A 16951-nucleotide genomic window follows, 5' to 3' on the forward strand; every position below is an offset into this window, starting at 1 on the left:
TTGAGCACGTTTCGGCTGGGATCGGCACTACTGGCGATCACGCCACCGATGAGATGGGTGTTGCCGCCCACAGTGATGTCGAAACCGCCACTGCCCGCACCGATGCCGCTGACGTCGGTCACGCTGGCGTAGTGACTGTTGACCTTCGTTTGGCTGAGGTTGAGGCCACCTCCGCCGCCGCCACCGATGCCGATCACCACTTGGCCACTGCCTTGGAACTGCTTGCTGGCGTAGTCGTCGGTGTCTTGTTCGCTTTGGATGAGTAGGTTGTTGCCGATGGCGGCGATGACTTGATTGCCGGTGAGCTGCGCGCCCTTGATGGTGGTGTCGTTGCCGCTGATGAGGGTCAACGTACCGCTGGCGTCGACGGTGCTGTCGGTATGGGTGATGCCGTTGCCGTGTGCGCTGCCTTCGCCACCGGCGGCTTGGGCGTAGATGCCGAAGCCGCTGCTGCCGATCAGTACGCCGACGCCTGCGCTGACGTTTTGGTTGTCGCTTTGCAGGGTGTGGTTTTCCGATTGGCTGAGGAGGTTGAGGTTGTTGGCGGCGGCTAGCGCCACGTTGTCGCCGTTGATTTGGCTGCCAATGATGTTCACGTCACCGCCGGTGGCCGCGATGGTGACGTTGCCGTTGCTGCGGATACGACTGCCGTAGGTGATGTCGTCGTGACTGGTGGTGGTGCTACTAGCACTGCTGCCGCCGATGCCGAGCTTGAGGTCGATGTTCGCTTTGCCTTGGGCGGCATTGGCGATGGCATCGGCGCCTGTCTGTCCGGGGCCGAGGTTCATGCCTTGGCCGGCGCCGGGTGAGAACAAGGTCTGCGCGGCTTGCGCCGCATACAGGGCCTGTAACCGGCTGTCCTGGACTTGGCTTCCACGTTGCACGCTGTAGTAAACGCTATTGGCGACGTTGGCCACCGTACCGCCGATGCCGACGTTGATGCCACCCTGACTCATCTTCTGCGTCTGCTTGATATCGGTACTGCCCACCGCCGCATCGATAGTGACGTTCTTGCCGATGATCGTGGTGGCGGTGTTGCTGATCACATCACTGCCGGTGATGTGCACGTTGTTGCCGGCGTTGAGGGTGACGCTGCCGTTCAAACTGCCTACGGTGCTGCCGCTGTAGCGGGTTTCGTGCACGGTGGTGCCTTGGTTTTGCGTGCGGTTACCGATGAGCACGCTCAAGCCGCCGTTGTTCATCAGACCGGTGTGGCGGGTGCTGTTGGCTTGGTTGTAGTCGTAGGTGTTTTGACCGGCGTTGAGTGTGAGGTCGTTGCCGGCGGCGAGGATCACCTCATTCGTGGCGACGATTTGCGCATTAGTGGCGGTGAGGTTGTTACCCGCGGCGACGGTGACGCTGTCGCCACTCAATACGCTGCCGGCACTGGTGCTTTGGCTGATTTGCATGCTGCTTGCGTTGCTGCGCCATTCCGGGTCGACGGAGCCGAAGCGTTTGCTGCTGGTGCTGAAGAAGTTGAAGCTGCTGGTTTCGATGGCGTGGGTTTCGGTGTGGGTGTCTTGCGCGTCGGTGAGGGTGATGTCGCGGCCGGCGGCCAGGGTCAGCGCGTCGTTGGCGTTGAGGTAGGCGGCTTGGGCATTGAGATCATTACCGGCCACCAGACTGACGTTGTTGCCGCCAAGGGTTGTGCCGACGGCGTAGGTGTCGCTGCTGGAATCTTGCGTGGTGGTTTTGCTGTGGCTGAGCAGGTTACCTTGGGATGTCACCGTGTTCTGGAAGCTGCTGTGGGTTTCTTCACCGGCTACAAGGTTGATGTTGTTGCCGGCGACGAGGACGACCTCGCCGTTGGTGCTGGTGAGGGTGCCAGCAACGCTGGTGAGGTCGTGGCCGGCGGTGATGCCCACGCCGTTGGCGGCATCGACGCTCGTGCCGCGCAGCGTTTCATCGTAGCGGCCGGTGCCGGTGATGGTGTGCCCGCTCACCGTTTCGGTGGTTTTGGCGGTGCTGTCGGTGACAGCGGTGAGCACGACGTCGTGACCGGCGCTGAGGGCCAGTTGGTTGCGGGCTTGGAGTTGCGCACCTTGGCTGGTGAGGTCGTTGCCGGCCATGAGGACGGCGCTGTCGCCAGCATTGACCGTGGTGACGAGATGCGTGGTGCTGGCCTCACCGTTCATCTGCGTGCCGCTGCGTTGCGTGTGGGTCGCGGCGTTGAGGTTGATGTCGTGGCCGGCGATCAGCTGCGCATTGTTGCCGGCATTGAGCGTGCTGGCAGTGGCGTTCACGTCATTGCCGGCGGCGAGGCCAAGGTTGTTGCCGGCGGTGACAGCGGCGTGATCGAGCGTGAGGGTGTTACCTGCTTGGGCTATCAGCGTGCCGGTGGCGGTGAGCTGGCCGCCGGACGGTGTGCCAAGCTGCGGCGCATTGAGGCCGCTGAGGTTGACGGTGCCCAGCGACACGTTGCCGGTGGTGGCGCTGCTGGTGAGATTATTGCCGGCGACGAGTACCACATTGCCGCCTTGGATGCTGCCGACGTTAAGCAGGTCTTGCGCAGCCGTTACGCTCACATCCCCACCGGCGGTGAGTGTGCCGGCATTGAGCAGATTGTTCGCGGTAAGGCTGGTGTTTTGGCTCGATCGAAGGGTGCCGGTGTTGGTGAGTTGACCGCTGGCGTTGAGGCCAACGGTCGTGCCCTGTATGACTGCGCCACTCGCCACGCTATTGGCGGTTTGTTGGCTGAGGTACACCACCGGCACCAGCACGTGTTCGCCGTCGACGGTTTCGTTGACGAGCCACACCATGTCTTGGGTGAGGCTCGCCATTTGTTCAGGCGTGAGTGCTACGCCGACGGCGAGGTTGAACTGCTCGGCTTCTTGCACGCCGGCGTCCATCAGCGCTTTGTATTGGTCGAGCGCGTCGGTGGCACCGTCGAGGTAACGACGGCCGGTGAGACCGGTGATTTGATCCATCACCAATTGGGTTTCGTAAAAGGCATCGCCGAGGCGCTTGAGGGTAGCGTCGCCGTCAAGACCTAAGCGATCGAGCAAATAATCACTGCCGAGGAAGCCGGTGTAGCTGGCGAAGCGCGGATCGGTTTCCACCAGGTATGGACCGCCGCTGCCAGGGTGAATGCTGTAGAGACCGTTGCTGGGTAGTTGTATGGGATAAGGTTGCAGCGGCGTACCGACGATTTGCGCACCCGGGGCGGCTTTGCCGGTAAGCGCCGCACCGCTGGCGTTGTTGCCCAAACCCACGCCCGTGACCGGTTTGCCATCACTGCCGACTACGGTGTTATCGATGGTTTGCCCACTGATGTCCACGGCATTGCCGGCGCTCATGAAGGCAGAGACCGGCGCATCGGCGGCAAAGGTGACCCAGCTCGGGATCTGGCCGGCGCCGAGCGCGAGTGTGTCGGTAAGGGTCTGGGTGCCATATTGCATCCACGGACCGTCAACCCATCCGCGCGGGTTGTCTATCAATCGCTGTGTGGCCGATTGTTCGCCGATAGTGGTGACAACGGTGCCTGTGGGCACCCAGGCAATGTTTTGCACCGTCTCGTTGCCAACGTTACCGCCGCCGTTGTTACCGTCCTGACCATTGATGATCAGGTTGTTGCCGGCGGCCATGGTGGAGGTGTCGTTAAGCACCGAGCCGTTGAGGGTGATGTTGCCACCGGCCAAAAGACGGCTTTCCGCGCTAGTGGCTGCGATCTGCGTGATCGATGTGAGTGTGGCGGTGTACATACCCTGGAAGGTGTTGGGCGAGCCTGATCCAAACGGATAACCGGCGCAACGCTGATTGTCCGTCGTGTTGTTGAGGTTATTGCAGAAGGCTGTGGCATCGGCAAACTCGCTGCTATCGATGATTTGGCTGGGGTCGGCGTCTGTGGGCGGCGCGATGGTGTTGTTACTGCTACCGCCGTTCCACAGGTAACGTGCAAGCGTGTAGGTATACGTGTTCCGCGCTTGTTCGGCAGCACTGAGGTTGTAGACCGAGGTTTCGAACACACGTCGCCGATTGGTGAACTGGCTAGCAGCGATGGTGACATCGCCACCGGCTTCGATATCGCCGGAAAGATTGAGTATCCAGTTGCTGCGCGTACCGTTGGCATCGGCGGCTATGGTCAGATCGCCCAGCGTGTAAAGCATCGCATCCCGATTGACCACGTTGCCGGTGACATACAGATTGAGACGATTCACCGCGGCGATCAGCGCGGTTTGGTACGGATTGTTATCTGTGATGTCGCCCAGATCGGCGCCATTGGTAAGGTTGGCGGCGTTGACTGTTATGTCGTTGCCGATCACGGTGCCGGTATTGGTGATGTCACCACCGTTCAACACCACCGTATTGCCTTCGATACGGCCTTCGTTGGTTTGTGTGGCCGCATTAATGATGGTGGTGTCGCTGTTGATGCTTGCGCCCGCGCGGTTGTCCAGGCTGGCTGCGTTCAACGTGAGCGCGCCCGCACTTTTCAGCGTGGCGCCGCTGGCGTTGATGAACGCGCCGCCTACGTTAAAGATGAAATCCCCATTGGCAAACAGTGTATTGCCGGCTTGGTGGGTGTAATCACTGGCAAGTGTGAGGCTTAAATTGTTGCCGGCGCGCAGACGACCGATGCCATCGAAGGTATCGAACTGCGAGGTGACATTGCCATTGGAGGCGACATTACCTCCATTGTTGTGCACGGCGCCCAGGGTAAGCGCGATATCGCCACCCGCACCAATCGAGCCGTCGGTGTTGTCGATCGTGGCCGCGGTGTTATGCCAGTTGAGATCGTTCGCGCTGTACAGCGTACCCACTTGGTTGGCGAGGTAACCGCTTTGCAGGGTGAGGCTGTGCCCGGAAACAATGGTGCCCGCGTTGTTGCTAATCTGCGCGATGGTGAGCGTGACATCGCCTTGACCACCTAACGTGCCGTTGCTGTTGTTTATCGTGTTGCTGGTGAGGGATGTCGTTCCGCTATCGATGTTGGCGATGCGTCCACCTTGATTGCTCACGGCCGCAGCATTGAGCGTTAGCGACGCATCGCCCTGGCCCGTACCGGCCTCCAGCGTACCCTTGTCGTTGGTCAGTGTGCCGCCGAACTGCGCGTTCACGCTGCCCTGCGCCTGCAGTGCCCCCTGGTTGATGGCATCGCCCTGTGTGGTGAGTGCCAAATCCGTACCGGCGTAGATTTGGCCGGCATTGCTCAGCGTGCCCGCATCAAGGTTGACGGCTTGGTTACTTCCAAGGAAGCCACTCGCATCATTGTTCAAAGCTTGCGCGACGGCAATATCGAGATTGCTGTGCAGCGCCTTGATCTGGCCGTTACCGTTATTCAACACACTGGCAGCGACACGCGCGCTGTTGGCTTGTAGCAAGCCACTCAGGTTGCTCAGCGTGCCGGCGAAGGTCGCTTGCAGGGCATCGGCGATGATCGTACCCCCGTCATTGCTGAAATCGCTGCCGGTCAGTGTGACGCTGCCGGCCACGCTGAGTGTTCCGCTGTTGTTGTTCGTTGTGGCGCTATGGAGCGCGAGCTGGCCATTGCCAACGATTTGGCCGTGCGCATTGATCAACGAACCGCTGGTGATGCTGAGGCTACCCGTGCCAGCGTGCTGGATGGCACCGGCCGTACTGTCGATGGCGCCGGCTTGTAGCGACATATCCTGCGCAGTGGCAGTCCACACGCCGTGCGTGTTATCCAGCATGCCGGCGACCTGCACACTCATGAGGCCGTTGCCGGTTTGCATTACGCTGCCGTAAGCGTTGAGCCAGGTAGCGCTTTGCACATCGATTTGACCCGCCTGCATTACGCCTTGGCTGTTGTTCACCATCCCCGCAGCGCGCACAGTTAAAGCACCTGATGCTGCGAGCGTCGCATTGCTATGATTGAGATCACCCACGGCGCTGAGGGTGATGTCACCACCGGACTGTGTCTGCGCATTGGACAGATCCAACACGCCGCCCTGCAGGGTGATGCCGCCCGCGGCAAGGTTGCGGCCGTTAGCAGCCAAGGTCGCTAATGCGCTGATGGTGAGTGTACCGCTACCCTGCAGCGAACCATCACCCGCCACACCGGCACCCAGCGTACCCAGTGATGCAAGTCGCTGCGCGGTCAATGTAGCGTTATTTGCCGCAGCGAGGACATTACCGTTGTTGAGTGTCCCACCTGCATTGAAGGTGAGATCACCGGCACTGTAAATCGTGCCATTGTTGGCGATATCGCCACTGGACTGCACCGTCATACTGCCCGTCGACTGCAGCGCGCCACTGTTGCTGACACTGTTGCTGCTGATAGTCAGGTTACCGGCGGCCGAAGTCGTACCCGTCAACTGCAGCTGGCCGGCCTGGTTGATGGTGAAATCGCCACTTTGCGAGGCAAGTGTGCCCGCATTGCGCACGCCTAGGCCGGCTTCGGTGCCCACCAGCATGATCTTGTTGGCATACATGCCGCCCAGTGCCGCCACGTCCAGGCTTACGCTCGGAGAGGCGCCATCACCCGCGATCGCATGCGCGGAAAGCCCGTTGTAGTCGACCTGATTAGCGCCGGTAACGGCATTGAGACGATTGGCCCACACACCGCCATTGACGCCAAGGCTTCGTGCAATCAGATCCAGGCGATCGATGTTGGATGCATTCAAGCCATTGCCATCGACGCTGATGGTGCCACCCGTTACATGAAAGGCACTCAGTGACCCATCTCCGCCAAATATCGGCGCGCCCGTGGTCAGGGTCGCTCGGGGGGTGTTGATGAAGCCGCCACCATCAACGCTGATCCCATTGGGATTGCTGATCACGACATCGGCGGCGTTCCCCGTCACCTCGGTATAGCCGCGCAGGTACGTTGGATTCGTGGAAGTGACTTCGTTGACGATCACTTTGGCCGACTGGCCCGCCTGATAGTTGGAGTTGCCGACGATGTAACCGGCCAGCTGCGTCTGTGATACGCCAGCGCTGTTGTTGAGGATCAAGCCCCGTGTGTCGACGTTGAACTGCTGATACTGGTTGCGCGACACACCCGCTACCGACGGGGCAGTGATGTTCACCACCGGCACGCCATTGGCGGCGGTGTCGATGCCGGGACGGTGCGCACCTGCGTTCGGATCGGGCACTACCTGGGCGGCGACGAACATCGGCACACCAAGCAGCGCCGATAGCACTGCTGCGCTCAATGCGCGGTGCGAAAAAGAAGGTGAAGAAATCCGTGCAACAGCAGAAAGGCCGACCATAATCTGTCCTTGATAGTTACGCAGCAAACCGATGAGATGTAGATGGAATAAATTGCTTATCCGTGCAAACCCATATCGCCAAGAAACTGTTTGGCGCAGCGCTCCCCGACCTCATTCACGGCGTTCTTTACGGCGGCATAGTCATCGGCCTTCCAGGCGTCCAAGGCTTGCTTGGTGTCGCCATCGCCCTGGCACACGGACGTAGACACCACCTTGTTGGTGCCGTCGAGTACGCTCGTACTTAACTGCCAATGCAAACGGTAGTTGTCTGAGCCAAACAAGCTGTCATAGCTGAGCATCCAGACATCCTGCTTGATGTCGATGTGGTAAGCGGCCGCCGCAGCATGTATGCCCGCGTCGTTCAACGAATGGGTGATGGACGTCGCCATGGCATAAGCCGGTGTTTGCGCCTGTTGCACGTTGTGACCTATATCTGACACCGCGCTCTGCACCACGCGGCCTGCAGAATCCCCTGCTTGCTGCGCCTCTTGCATCCCCTGCGGCGATATCGATGAAGGATTCGAGGCGACAATCGAAGACGCAACACTTGCCAACACCATGCCGGTGACGGCCTGCCCTTTTGTTTTCAAAGCGACGGACGATGCACCCTTGACATCGCCTACCACAATGCCCTGCTCGCGGAACTTGGCAGCCTGATCAACGCTCACCCCGACCGGTTGTGTCGTACAGCCTGCCAATAGCGTTACGAGCGTCATCATCGTTAGGAATTTGGATTGCATGATGTGGTCCTGAATCAATAGGAATAAACGAGCTGAAAACCGCTTGCTGGACGGTCGTTCGGCAATACCGTGCCGCCGTGCACGGCCTTGCCGACGAAGGCATCCCAACTCAGGTTTCGATAGCTGCCACGTAGGCCAAAAAAACCACCGGCCAGCGCGGTATTGCCGGGGAGGTACGCCGCACTTGGCCCACTGATGCGGCCTATATCGGCGCCGACATACCAAGCCAATGGCCAACCGCTGACTGGCATGGTGAAGCTGTTTCGCCAATACCAACCGCGTTCGCCGGCCAGGGTTTGATCACCGTCGAAACCATGCACGGTGTAGCGACCGCCGACGGTAATGAATGCATCGGCGTAGAGCCGATTGTTGGTGTATTGGCCGTGGAACTCACTGACCCATTGCACGAGTTGGTTCGCCACTTTGAATGGCAAACTCAGCGAAGCGTCCAGCGTGGACAGGTGATAATCGAACGTTGGATCGTCGGGTGTGCGATCGACGGCATCGTGCTGACCGCCAAACCAGCGCACGCCCAAGCGCTCGGCCAGACGCAGATCGAGCTGCGCGCCGCCAAGGTAATGCCGGTGTGCAAGGGCCGCTTCCACGGTGGTTTCGTCACGCCGCTGCGAATCCAGTTCCACGTCTTCGATATAACTGTGAGCCCAGCGTCTTCCGACATGCATTTCGGCGGTCGTTTTGCTGTCGCGATTGCGATACAACAAGCGCTGCGCAGCCAGATCGAGCGACCGGGACGTGCCGCGGCTCACAAAGGTCTGCGCGAAGCCTTGCACCGACTGGTGATAGCGACTGCCGTACGCGACCGCCGTGAACAGCCACTTTCTGCGTGGAATGGAATAGTTGACGCTGTAGCCCTGCGTGCCCAGATCGTTGCCATTGAACACTTCACGCGTAACGCCCAGCGACAAAAGGTCATTGGCTTTCAGCGGATTGTCGATGCCGACATTGATACCCGCTTGGTACAGGCCCGTGGCGGGCGCCCCGGAATCATCCAGCGTGGCCACCACACGCCACGGCTTGACGCGCTTGACGGTAATGACCAGATCGGACTGACCGGGAATATCGGCTGGCGCGATGTCTATGTTCGCGTCCTGGGAGGGCACGCGCTTGATTTGCTCCAAACCCTGCTCGATGTCGCGCAGATTGAGCAGGTCACCAGGGCGCATCGGCAGTGTTCATTGCCAATCACCCCAAGACGTTGCGTCAGCCATGCGGATGGCATGAATTGCGCCGGGCACTAGCGTAATTTTCAGCTTGCCCTGCGAAAGGTTCTGTTCGCCGAGGCCGACACGCGTGGTGACGTAGCCGTGATCCAGGATCAGATCACCCGCGCGCCGCATGATCAGACTAATGCCTTCATGGCCCACGCAGCGGCCGACGTAGTGATTGAGGTAGCGCCGCACAAAACCGAACGCTTCGCTGCGTTCACCTACCAGCCGGATCTGCTTGAGCTCAAAACAGGGTGTCTCGACGGGTAATTCCGTCGTGCGGAAATCAGTGGCGGCCTGGCCATGCAGGCGAACATCCGGAGCCCGCTCACGCGTTGCACGGTCTTGTGCTTGCTGCTGAGTCCTTTGGCGCTGTTGCTGCTCATCGAGCGTGAGCAGCCTGTCCTGCGACCAAGACGCAGGCGACAGCATCATGCATGCCAACGCCAGATGAGGTGACCAAGGGAATGTCAGGCGACATCGTTCGCCATCCTTTGCGATGTGTGTGGTTTCCATACTTCAGCGGGCGACTTTCGGTGAACCGCTGAGGCTAATGAGAAAGGCCGCACTTACACGCGGATACGACGAAATTTAGTCAAAACCTACGAACTTCCAGCGAATCCGTCTACAGCCGATTCGTAAAATGCGTCGGAAAACTCTTACTTTGCCCGATAATCCTGATACGACTTTTCTTCAACCAGTTGCGAGCCCAGCTTGAGGTTGATGTCGCGCTTCACCGCCGCACGGTCGTCGTTCTTAAAATACACCGAACGCGCCAGTTCGATGAACTCCGCGTCAAACGCCTGTTCCTTTTCCTTGATGCGGATACGGTCTTCGATATCCCAGAGCGCTTCGTTCACGGCCAGTAGATGCGCGCGCTCTTTGCTGATGTCGGTTTGCGATGCATGATGGTTGGCCCACGTGGCGTTGAGCAGGTTGAGTTCGTTGTGCACGTTGGCGCGCTTGGTGGCGTCGGAAATCCGCTGCGCCTTGATCTCGAGGATGGTGATCTTGTCGATCAGCTCCCCGAAGGAGACGGGTACCTGGATCAGGCTCATGAAAAAACCTCGTATGGAAAGGGTCGACAATCTGTCGCAAAAACGCCGCTTATCATACTGCTTGCTTACGGACGCGTCGCCCTGACACACCCAAAACAGGGCCATAGATGGCCCTGTTTTGGGAAACGAGTAACCCCGGGGCTCGGTGGCATTAGGCGGACAACACGTCGCCAGGCCCGGCTTTCGCCGGGCGATGGGAGCGTCCTAACTCAGCGCACTGGGCAGCCTTTGCATTCGAGCAAAAAGCGCCGCATAAAAGTCCGCCGGCAATTGCGCCTTTACCGGCACGCTCCACCAGTAAGGCTGCGCGAACGCGCGGCACTTTACTGCGTCTTTTTCAGTCATCAACACGGGCAAGTCGTCGCCATAGGCCAGATCGTCCCGCGTAAAAGCATGATGATCGGGAAACGGGTGCGGGATCACCTCGATGCCCTGCATCGCAAGATCGGAAAAGAAACGCTGCGGATGACCGATCGCCGCCACCGCATGCACGCGCATGCCGGAAAAGCTTGCGATGGAACGTTCGTGCCCATCCGCCAGCGCGCGCGCGTGATCGCCGTGCAGCCGCATCGGCACTTCGCCCGCCTGCGCGGCGGCACCGTTGCAAACGCGAAAACCCACCTGTTTCAGTCGCCCAAGCGGCTCGCGCAAAGGTCCGGCGGGAAGCAATCGTGCGTTACCGAAACGGCGCTCGCCGTCGATCACGCAGATTTCGATATCGCGGGCGAGACGATAGTGTTGCAATCCATCGTCTGCGACGACAACATCGCATCCGCCATCGAGCAACAGTTGTGCCGCCGCGGGGCGATCACGGCCGATCGCCACCGGAACGCCTCGACCACGCATCAAGCAAGGTTCGTCGCCCACTTCGGCAGGGTTCGGTGCGTCGCCGAGCAAGGTCGGCTGGCGTTGACTGCCGCCATAGCCACGACTTACCACACCAGGACGAAAGCCGCGTTCCCGCAAGGCCTCCACCACCGCCAATGTCAGCGGTGTTTTCCCCGTGCCCCCCGCGGTGATATTGCCCACGACCACGACAGGACAAGGAAGACGCACGGCACGCAGCCAACCCAGGCGGTACAGCGTGCGGCGAATGGCGACCACCACCCCATACAGTGCAGCCAACGGATAGCACCACCATGGCAACCGGCTTTGGCCGTACCAGCCTGCGTGGAGGGTTGCTTCCAAGCTCATCAGTCGGCGACGACGGCGGCAGGGCGCTCGTTGAACTGCATGCGGTGCAGTGCCGCGTAGTGACCGCCCATCGCGATCAGCTCTGCGTGTGTACCGCGCTCGACGATCTTGCCTTGATCCAGCACAGCGATCTGATCGGCGTGCTCGATAGTGGAAAGACGATGCGCAATCACCAAGGTCGTGCGATCGCGCATCAAGCGTTGCAGAGCCTGCTGAATCAGGCGCTCGGATTCGGTATCAAGCGCGCTGGTTGCTTCATCGAGCACAAGAATCGGCGCGTTCTTGAGGATCGCGCGCGCGATGGCGATGCGTTGGCGCTGACCACCGGAAAGCATGTTGCCGCCCTCGCCGATCGGGCTATGAATGCCGCTGGACAGCTTGACGATGAATTCCATCGCGTTGGCGGCCTCAGCCGCGGCAATGATGTCGCCTTCGCTCGCGCCGGCGAGTTCGCCATAAGCGATATTTTCGGCCACGGTGCCGTCGAACAGCACCACATGCTGCCCCACCCAGGCGATCTGCTGGCGCAGCGAGGCCAGGGTGTAGGTTTCGTAATCCTCGCCATCGAGCAGGACGCGTCCGCTGGAAGGTTCGTTGAAGCGCGGCAGCAAACTGACCAGACTGCTTTTGCCGCTGCCGGAGCGCCCGACCAGCGCGGTCACCGTGCCTGGCGCGCAATGCAGATCCACGCCCGACAACGCCTGGAATTGGCCACGCGGATAAATCAGGCGCACGTCTTCAAAACGCAGATCGCCACGCGTGCGCGTCAGCGCCTTGGTGCCGTGGTCCACTTCCGGTGGCATGTCGATGATGGCGAACAGGTTCTCCGCCGCCGAGATACCGGTCTGGATGGTCGATTGAACATTCGACAGGCGCTTGAGCGAGGACAACATGCCGCCCATGGCGCCGATCACAGAAATGAATACACCCGGCGAGATGCTGTCGATCACCGAGGGCCGCGATGCCAGAAACACCATTCCTGCCAGCGAAAATGACGCAACCGACTGGACGGTCGAGCCAGAAATCGCACTCGTCGCCACAATCTTGAGATTGAGATAGCGCGCGCGTCCGGACACATCCTTGAACCGTTCGGATGCCTGCTTCTGGCCAGCGTAAATGCGTACTTCGCGATGCGCCTGCAGCATCTCTTCCACTGTGCCCGTCACCGAACCCATCATCCCCTGGATGCGGCGACTGATGACACGGTAGCGGCGACTGACCGCAGTGGTGATCAACACGATGGCTGGCACCATCACGAGCAGCGCAGTCGACAGATAAACGCTTTCCTGCAGCATGACAACAAACATGAACAGGACCGTGAACCCTTCGGTCACCATGACTTTCAGTGCATCGGTAGAAGCACCTGCAATCTGCTCACTGGTATAGGTGATGCGCGAAACCTGATGGCCCGAATGCTCATTGCCAAAGTATGTCACCGGCAAGCGCAGGTAAGAGTCGAACACATCGCGCTGCATGGTCTGCACCACATTGCGACCAATGTAGCCCATGCCATAATTGCTCACGAAGATCGCGATGCCGCGAACCAGGAAGATCGCGACAATCCAGATCGGCATCCAGAAAATGAGGTATTGATCCTTCTTGGTAAGAAGGTCATCCATGATCGGCTGCAATTTCTTGGTAAAGAGCGCAATGCCGCCCGCATCCACCATGAAGCCGACAACGGAAATCAGAAGTATCGGCCAATAACGCGCCGAATAAGTCAGCAGCCGCTTGTAGACGCGCCGGCTTTCCGCGTCCCACAACGCGACCTTCTTTTTCCCCTCGCTCATTGGCCCGCTTCCGACTGCGTCGGCGTCGTGGCGATGGACAGATGCGTGAAGCCCAGCTGACCCAGTGCGTCCATGGCCGTGACCACGTTCTGGTGCGCTGTCATGGCGTCGGCGCGAATCGTGACGGTCTGATTGCGATCATCGCCAGCCACGCGGGAAATCGCCTGCTTGAGCGCATCCACACTGCCACCTGGGATTTCATCGCTGCCAACGTAGAAATGCCCATCGCGGTCCACCATGATGGTGATCGCGGGCGGTTGCATGTCGCGATCCTCCGCGCTGGCCTGCGGCAGATTCACTTTCAGGCGCGAGTGCTGCACGAACGTGGTGGTGAGCACGAAGAACATCAGCAAAGTCAGCAGCACATCAATCAACGAAACGACGTTGATCTCAAAATCGTCGCCCCGACGGTCGTTACCGATACGCATGGTTTAGACCGGCGCCTTGTCGCTCGCCGCGACCGAAGTACGACGTGCCCGCGGCGCCGGCGTGGGTGCGGCTGCGGAAAGCGTGAGGTCGTCCAGCAGCAAGGTGGCCTGCTTTTCCATGTCCACGCAATAGCCGGCCACTTTGGAGCGGAAATAGCGGTGCAACACGTACGCGGGAATTGCCACGGTCAAACCGGCGGCAGTACAGATGAGCGCCTCGCCGATGCCGCCGGCCATCTTGGTGGGGTCAGCCATGCCTCCCACCATCACCTGCATGAACATGCGAATCAGGCCGATCACCGTGCCGAACAGGCCCAGCAGCGGCCCAATCAACGCGATGGTGCCGAGCGTGTTGAGATAACGCTCCATGCGATGCACGACGTGTCGGCCGGTGTCCTCGATGCGCTCCTTGATGAGATCGCGCGAGTGGTGCCGTACCGCCAGTGCGGCGGCCAGCAATTCGCCCAACGGCGAGCCGGTGGACAGTTTTTCCAGATGTGCCGGGTCCAGTTGATCCGAACGCGCCCATTCGCGCACTTCCTGTGAGAGTCCGGGCGGCAGCACCGAGCTGCGGCGCAAAGTCCAGCACCGCTCCAGCACGATCGCCAACGCCACCGCCGAGCAGATCAGGATGGGCGCCATCGCCCAGCCGCCTGCCATCAAAATCTGACCTAAATCACCCACAAAAACTCCCGGCACTGCCGTCTGCGGAAGCTTCCATCATAGCAGCGTCGCCGCGGCATACCGTGCGGCCGGTGGCAGTTGAATGCCCGGCCCAGGCCGGGTATGACGCTACTCTTCCCGCCAGTAGCGCCGCGCCAGCACGCGCCAACGCGCCGCCACGTAGGCAGGCGCAGTCGCGGGAAAATCAATCTGAACGGCACCCGCCACCGCCGTGTTGAACACCGGCACGCGCGCTGCGGCGTAGCGCGCCATGACTTCCGGCCGTGGATGCCCGAAACGGTTTCGCCATCCGGCCGAAACAATCGCCAGTTCAGGTTCGACCGCCGCGATGAAGCCGGTGCCGGACGAGCCATTGCTGCCGTGATGAGGCACCTGCAGCACCGGGCGTGGCCCCGGTCCCACTGCCATGGCGACACGTGGTTCGGTATCCATGCCGATATCGCCAGTAAGCAAGAGACGCCCGGCTCGACCTTCAACCAGCAGAACGCATGAATGATCATTGGCCGTTGCGTCCTGCGCGCCCGCAGAAGGACTGAGCACGCGGAAGTTCACGCCATCCCAGTTCCAGTGCTGGCCAGCCACGCATTGTTCCATCGGAAATTGTTTCATCGGACTAGGCATGCGCGCAGGTTCGCCTGCGTAGCGGCGCGCCGCGGGGAAGGCGGCGGCCACGACGGGCGCGCCACCGGCGTGATCGTTGTCAGCGTGGCTGATCATCAGCACATCCAATCGGTCCATGCCGAGCGCGTGCAGTGAAGGCACCACCACGGCCGATCCCAGATCGTAGTCCGACGGATAGCGCGCCCCGGCGTCGTAAACCAGGACGTGGTCGTGTGTGCGCACGATCACGGACAGCCCCTGCCCCACGTCCAGTATCCACGCCTGGAAAGCACCGATATCCGGCGGCTGACGCACCGGCCATGACAATGGCAGAAACAGCAAGGCCCCGAGCACACGCAATGGCACGCCACGCGGCATGAACAGCCATACGGCACCCAGCATGGCCAACACGAGCGCCCACGGTTTCACGGTCGGCAAGAACCAGTGCGTACCTGGCCATGCGGCGGTTTGCTCCAGCAACCACCATTGCGCGTGAGTCAACCATTCGGCCACGCGCAGGGGTGGCGTGGCCAGCGGCGGACAAACGATCAACAACAACATGCCGAACAACGCGCATGGCACGATCACGAAGCTCACGAACGGCACGGCAACCAGGTTGGAAAACGCACCCACCAGCGATGCCTCACCGAAAAACCACAGCGTCAACGGCAACAGCGAAATCGTCATCACGATTTGTCCAACCGTGAGCTCATGCAGGAAAGCGCGAATCCCCCGCCCTTTGGCGTCCATGCATAAAATCAGGAAAGCGACGCCGATAAATGACAGCCAGAAGCCCGCTTCCAGCACAGCTAGCGGATCGACAAGCAGCATGGCGATGAGTGCGATCGCCAGGATATGGCCAGAACCCGCCGTCCGACGCAGGCATCGCGCCAGCGCCATCGCCGCAATCATCAGGACGGTGCGCACCGTGGGCATGCCGAAGCCAGCAAGCCCTGCATAAATGAACGCGCAACTTAACGCGGCGAGGGCTTGCGCCTGTCCACGTGGACAGCGTAGCGCCAGCGAAGGCCACAACGCATACAGGCCATAACATAGCCAGACGCCGAAGATCGCCGCCACACCAACGTGGAACCCGGAGATAGCGATCAGATGCGAAATGCCATTGGCACGCGCGACATCCCAGTCTTGCGCATCCAGCCCGCGTGTATCCCCCACCGTAAAAGCGCGCAGCAAGGCGGCATCATGGGGATCATGCACGCGTGCCTGGATGCCCTCGGCAAGTGATCCACGCCATCGATCCAGGCACCACGCCGACGTGCTCAATCGCGTGTTGGAGGCGTCGTCACGCACATAGCCCACCGCAGAGATGCCGCGTGCAAGTGCGCTGCGCTCGCCATCGGCGCCACCTGGATCGACCGTTCCGCGCGGCCTGCGTAAGCGCAGCAGCACGTGCCAGCGCGAGCAAGGTTCGGGCTCCGACGTGGGTTTATCGTACCAACTGATGCGCGCCAGACCTTGCCACGGCAGCGCCTGCCCATCCCGTGCGACGTGCTCGATCCGGAACTGCACACTGGTCGTGCCGGCCTTGATTTGCGCCAAGCCCACGACATGGCCGATGGCTTGGAAATCCTCCCCTTCCCATGCTTTGGGCAGGCGTGCATCCATGGCTGCACTGCCTCGCCATGCAGCCCATGCGAAACCAAATATCAGCACGACTAACCAACGCGTACATGGGACGCGCCACGCAAGCGCGCATGCGCACGCAGCGAGTATTACCAACACCCCATGCGGCGGCAGCTTCGGTAGCCATTGCACCACGGATACGCCAATCAACAAGGCGAGTGCCACCGGGATGGTGCTGGACCATGTTCGCGCTTGCCGTAATTCCCCGACCGTCATGAGGGAAAGCTAGCGCAGGTAAAAGCGCGCAGCTGTAAGGCGCAGGAGCGGATCGGGGTGCGGCAAAGCCGAGCTCGCGAATCGTGCTTTGACCAGCACGTATCCGCTGGACACCTTTGAAGGCCGTCACTCCCGCGTCAGCGGGAATCTACGATCGTCTCTGGAAAGACACGATGGATTCTCGCTAACGGGTGAACGACAT

General features: G+C 60.6%; 10 protein-coding genes. All 10 read right to left on the minus strand.

The features are described 5' to 3' along the window. A partial coding sequence (locus tag DWU98_RS14135) for a hemagglutinin repeat-containing protein (RefSeq protein ID WP_115496197.1) occupies positions 1–7169 on the minus strand: 7169 nt, incomplete at its 3' end. Positions 7170–7225: 56 nt separating this feature from the next. Continuing rightward, a complete protein-coding gene (locus tag DWU98_RS14140) occupies positions 7226–7909 on the minus strand; it encodes a hypothetical protein (RefSeq protein ID WP_147293329.1) in 684 nt (227 codons plus the stop codon). 14 nt (positions 7910–7923) lie between these two features. Beyond that, on the minus strand, positions 7924–9093 hold the full coding sequence (locus tag DWU98_RS14145) for a ShlB/FhaC/HecB family hemolysin secretion/activation protein (RefSeq protein WP_115496199.1): 1170 nt from the start codon (positions 9091–9093) through the stop codon (positions 7924–7926). 9 nt (positions 9094–9102) lie between these two features. Continuing rightward, positions 9103–9570 carry a POTRA domain-containing protein gene (locus DWU98_RS14150; protein ID WP_158545063.1) on the minus strand — a complete coding sequence of 156 codons (468 nt, stop codon included), beginning with the start codon at positions 9568–9570 and terminating at the stop codon, positions 9103–9105. 224 nt (positions 9571–9794) lie between these two features. After that, on the minus strand, positions 9795–10193 hold the full coding sequence (locus DWU98_RS14155; protein ID WP_115496201.1) for a DUF6165 family protein: 399 nt from the start codon (positions 10191–10193) through the stop codon (positions 9795–9797). A 204-nt stretch (positions 10194–10397) separates the two neighbouring features. Continuing rightward, positions 10398–11387 carry a tetraacyldisaccharide 4'-kinase gene (gene lpxK / locus DWU98_RS14160; RefSeq protein WP_115496202.1) on the minus strand — a complete coding sequence of 330 codons (990 nt, stop codon included), beginning with the start codon at positions 11385–11387 and terminating at the stop codon, positions 10398–10400. Continuing rightward, the gene (gene msbA, locus DWU98_RS14165) at positions 11387–13177 is read right to left on the minus strand and encodes a lipid A export permease/ATP-binding protein MsbA (protein ID WP_115496203.1); all 1791 of its coding nucleotides are present in this window, start codon (positions 13175–13177) and stop codon (positions 11387–11389) included. The genes lpxK and msbA overlap by 1 nt, the downstream gene beginning before the upstream one ends. Next, positions 13174–13605, minus strand: coding sequence for an ExbD/TolR family protein (locus tag DWU98_RS14170; protein ID WP_115496204.1), 432 nt, complete (start codon positions 13603–13605; stop codon positions 13174–13176). Before DWU98_RS14170 ends, msbA begins: the two co-directional genes overlap by 4 nt. Positions 13606–13608: 3 nt before the next feature. Continuing rightward, on the minus strand, positions 13609–14265 hold the full coding sequence (locus tag DWU98_RS14175; protein WP_115496205.1) for a MotA/TolQ/ExbB proton channel family protein: 657 nt from the start codon (positions 14263–14265) through the stop codon (positions 13609–13611). Positions 14266–14397: 132 nt separating this feature from the next. After that, a complete protein-coding gene (locus DWU98_RS14180) occupies positions 14398–16749 on the minus strand; it encodes a DNA internalization-related competence protein ComEC/Rec2 (protein ID WP_115496206.1) in 2352 nt (783 codons plus the stop codon). Positions 16750–16951 lie beyond the last annotated feature (202 nt).

This window comes from Dyella monticola (assembly GCF_003363155.1).
Taxonomy (GTDB): Bacteria; Pseudomonadota; Gammaproteobacteria; order Xanthomonadales; family Rhodanobacteraceae; genus Dyella_B; species Dyella_B monticola.

What these genes read in the sequence shown, in the direction of transcription:
- lpxK (WP_115496202.1), bottom strand. Translation starts at nt 11,387, where the DNA reads ATGAGCTTGGAAGCAACCCTCCACGCAGGCTGGTACGGCCAAAGCCGG.
- DWU98_RS14180 (WP_115496206.1), bottom strand. Translation starts at nt 16,749, where the DNA reads ATGACGGTCGGGGAATTACGGCAAGCGCGAACATGGTCCAGCACCATC.
- DWU98_RS14140 (WP_147293329.1), bottom strand. Translation starts at nt 7,909, where the DNA reads ATGCAATCCAAATTCCTAACGATGATGACGCTCGTAACGCTATTGGCA.
- DWU98_RS14145 (WP_115496199.1), bottom strand. Translation starts at nt 9,093, where the DNA reads ATGCGCCCTGGTGACCTGCTCAATCTGCGCGACATCGAGCAGGGTTTG.
- DWU98_RS14155 (WP_115496201.1), bottom strand. Translation starts at nt 10,193, where the DNA reads ATGAGCCTGATCCAGGTACCCGTCTCCTTCGGGGAGCTGATCGACAAG.
- DWU98_RS14170 (WP_115496204.1), bottom strand. Translation starts at nt 13,605, where the DNA reads ATGCGTATCGGTAACGACCGTCGGGGCGACGATTTTGAGATCAACGTC.
- msbA (WP_115496203.1), bottom strand. Translation starts at nt 13,177, where the DNA reads ATGAGCGAGGGGAAAAAGAAGGTCGCGTTGTGGGACGCGGAAAGCCGG.
- DWU98_RS14175 (WP_115496205.1), bottom strand. Translation starts at nt 14,265, where the DNA reads ATGGCAGGCGGCTGGGCGATGGCGCCCATCCTGATCTGCTCGGCGGTG.
- DWU98_RS14150 (WP_158545063.1), bottom strand. Translation starts at nt 9,570, where the DNA reads ATGATGCTGTCGCCTGCGTCTTGGTCGCAGGACAGGCTGCTCACGCTC.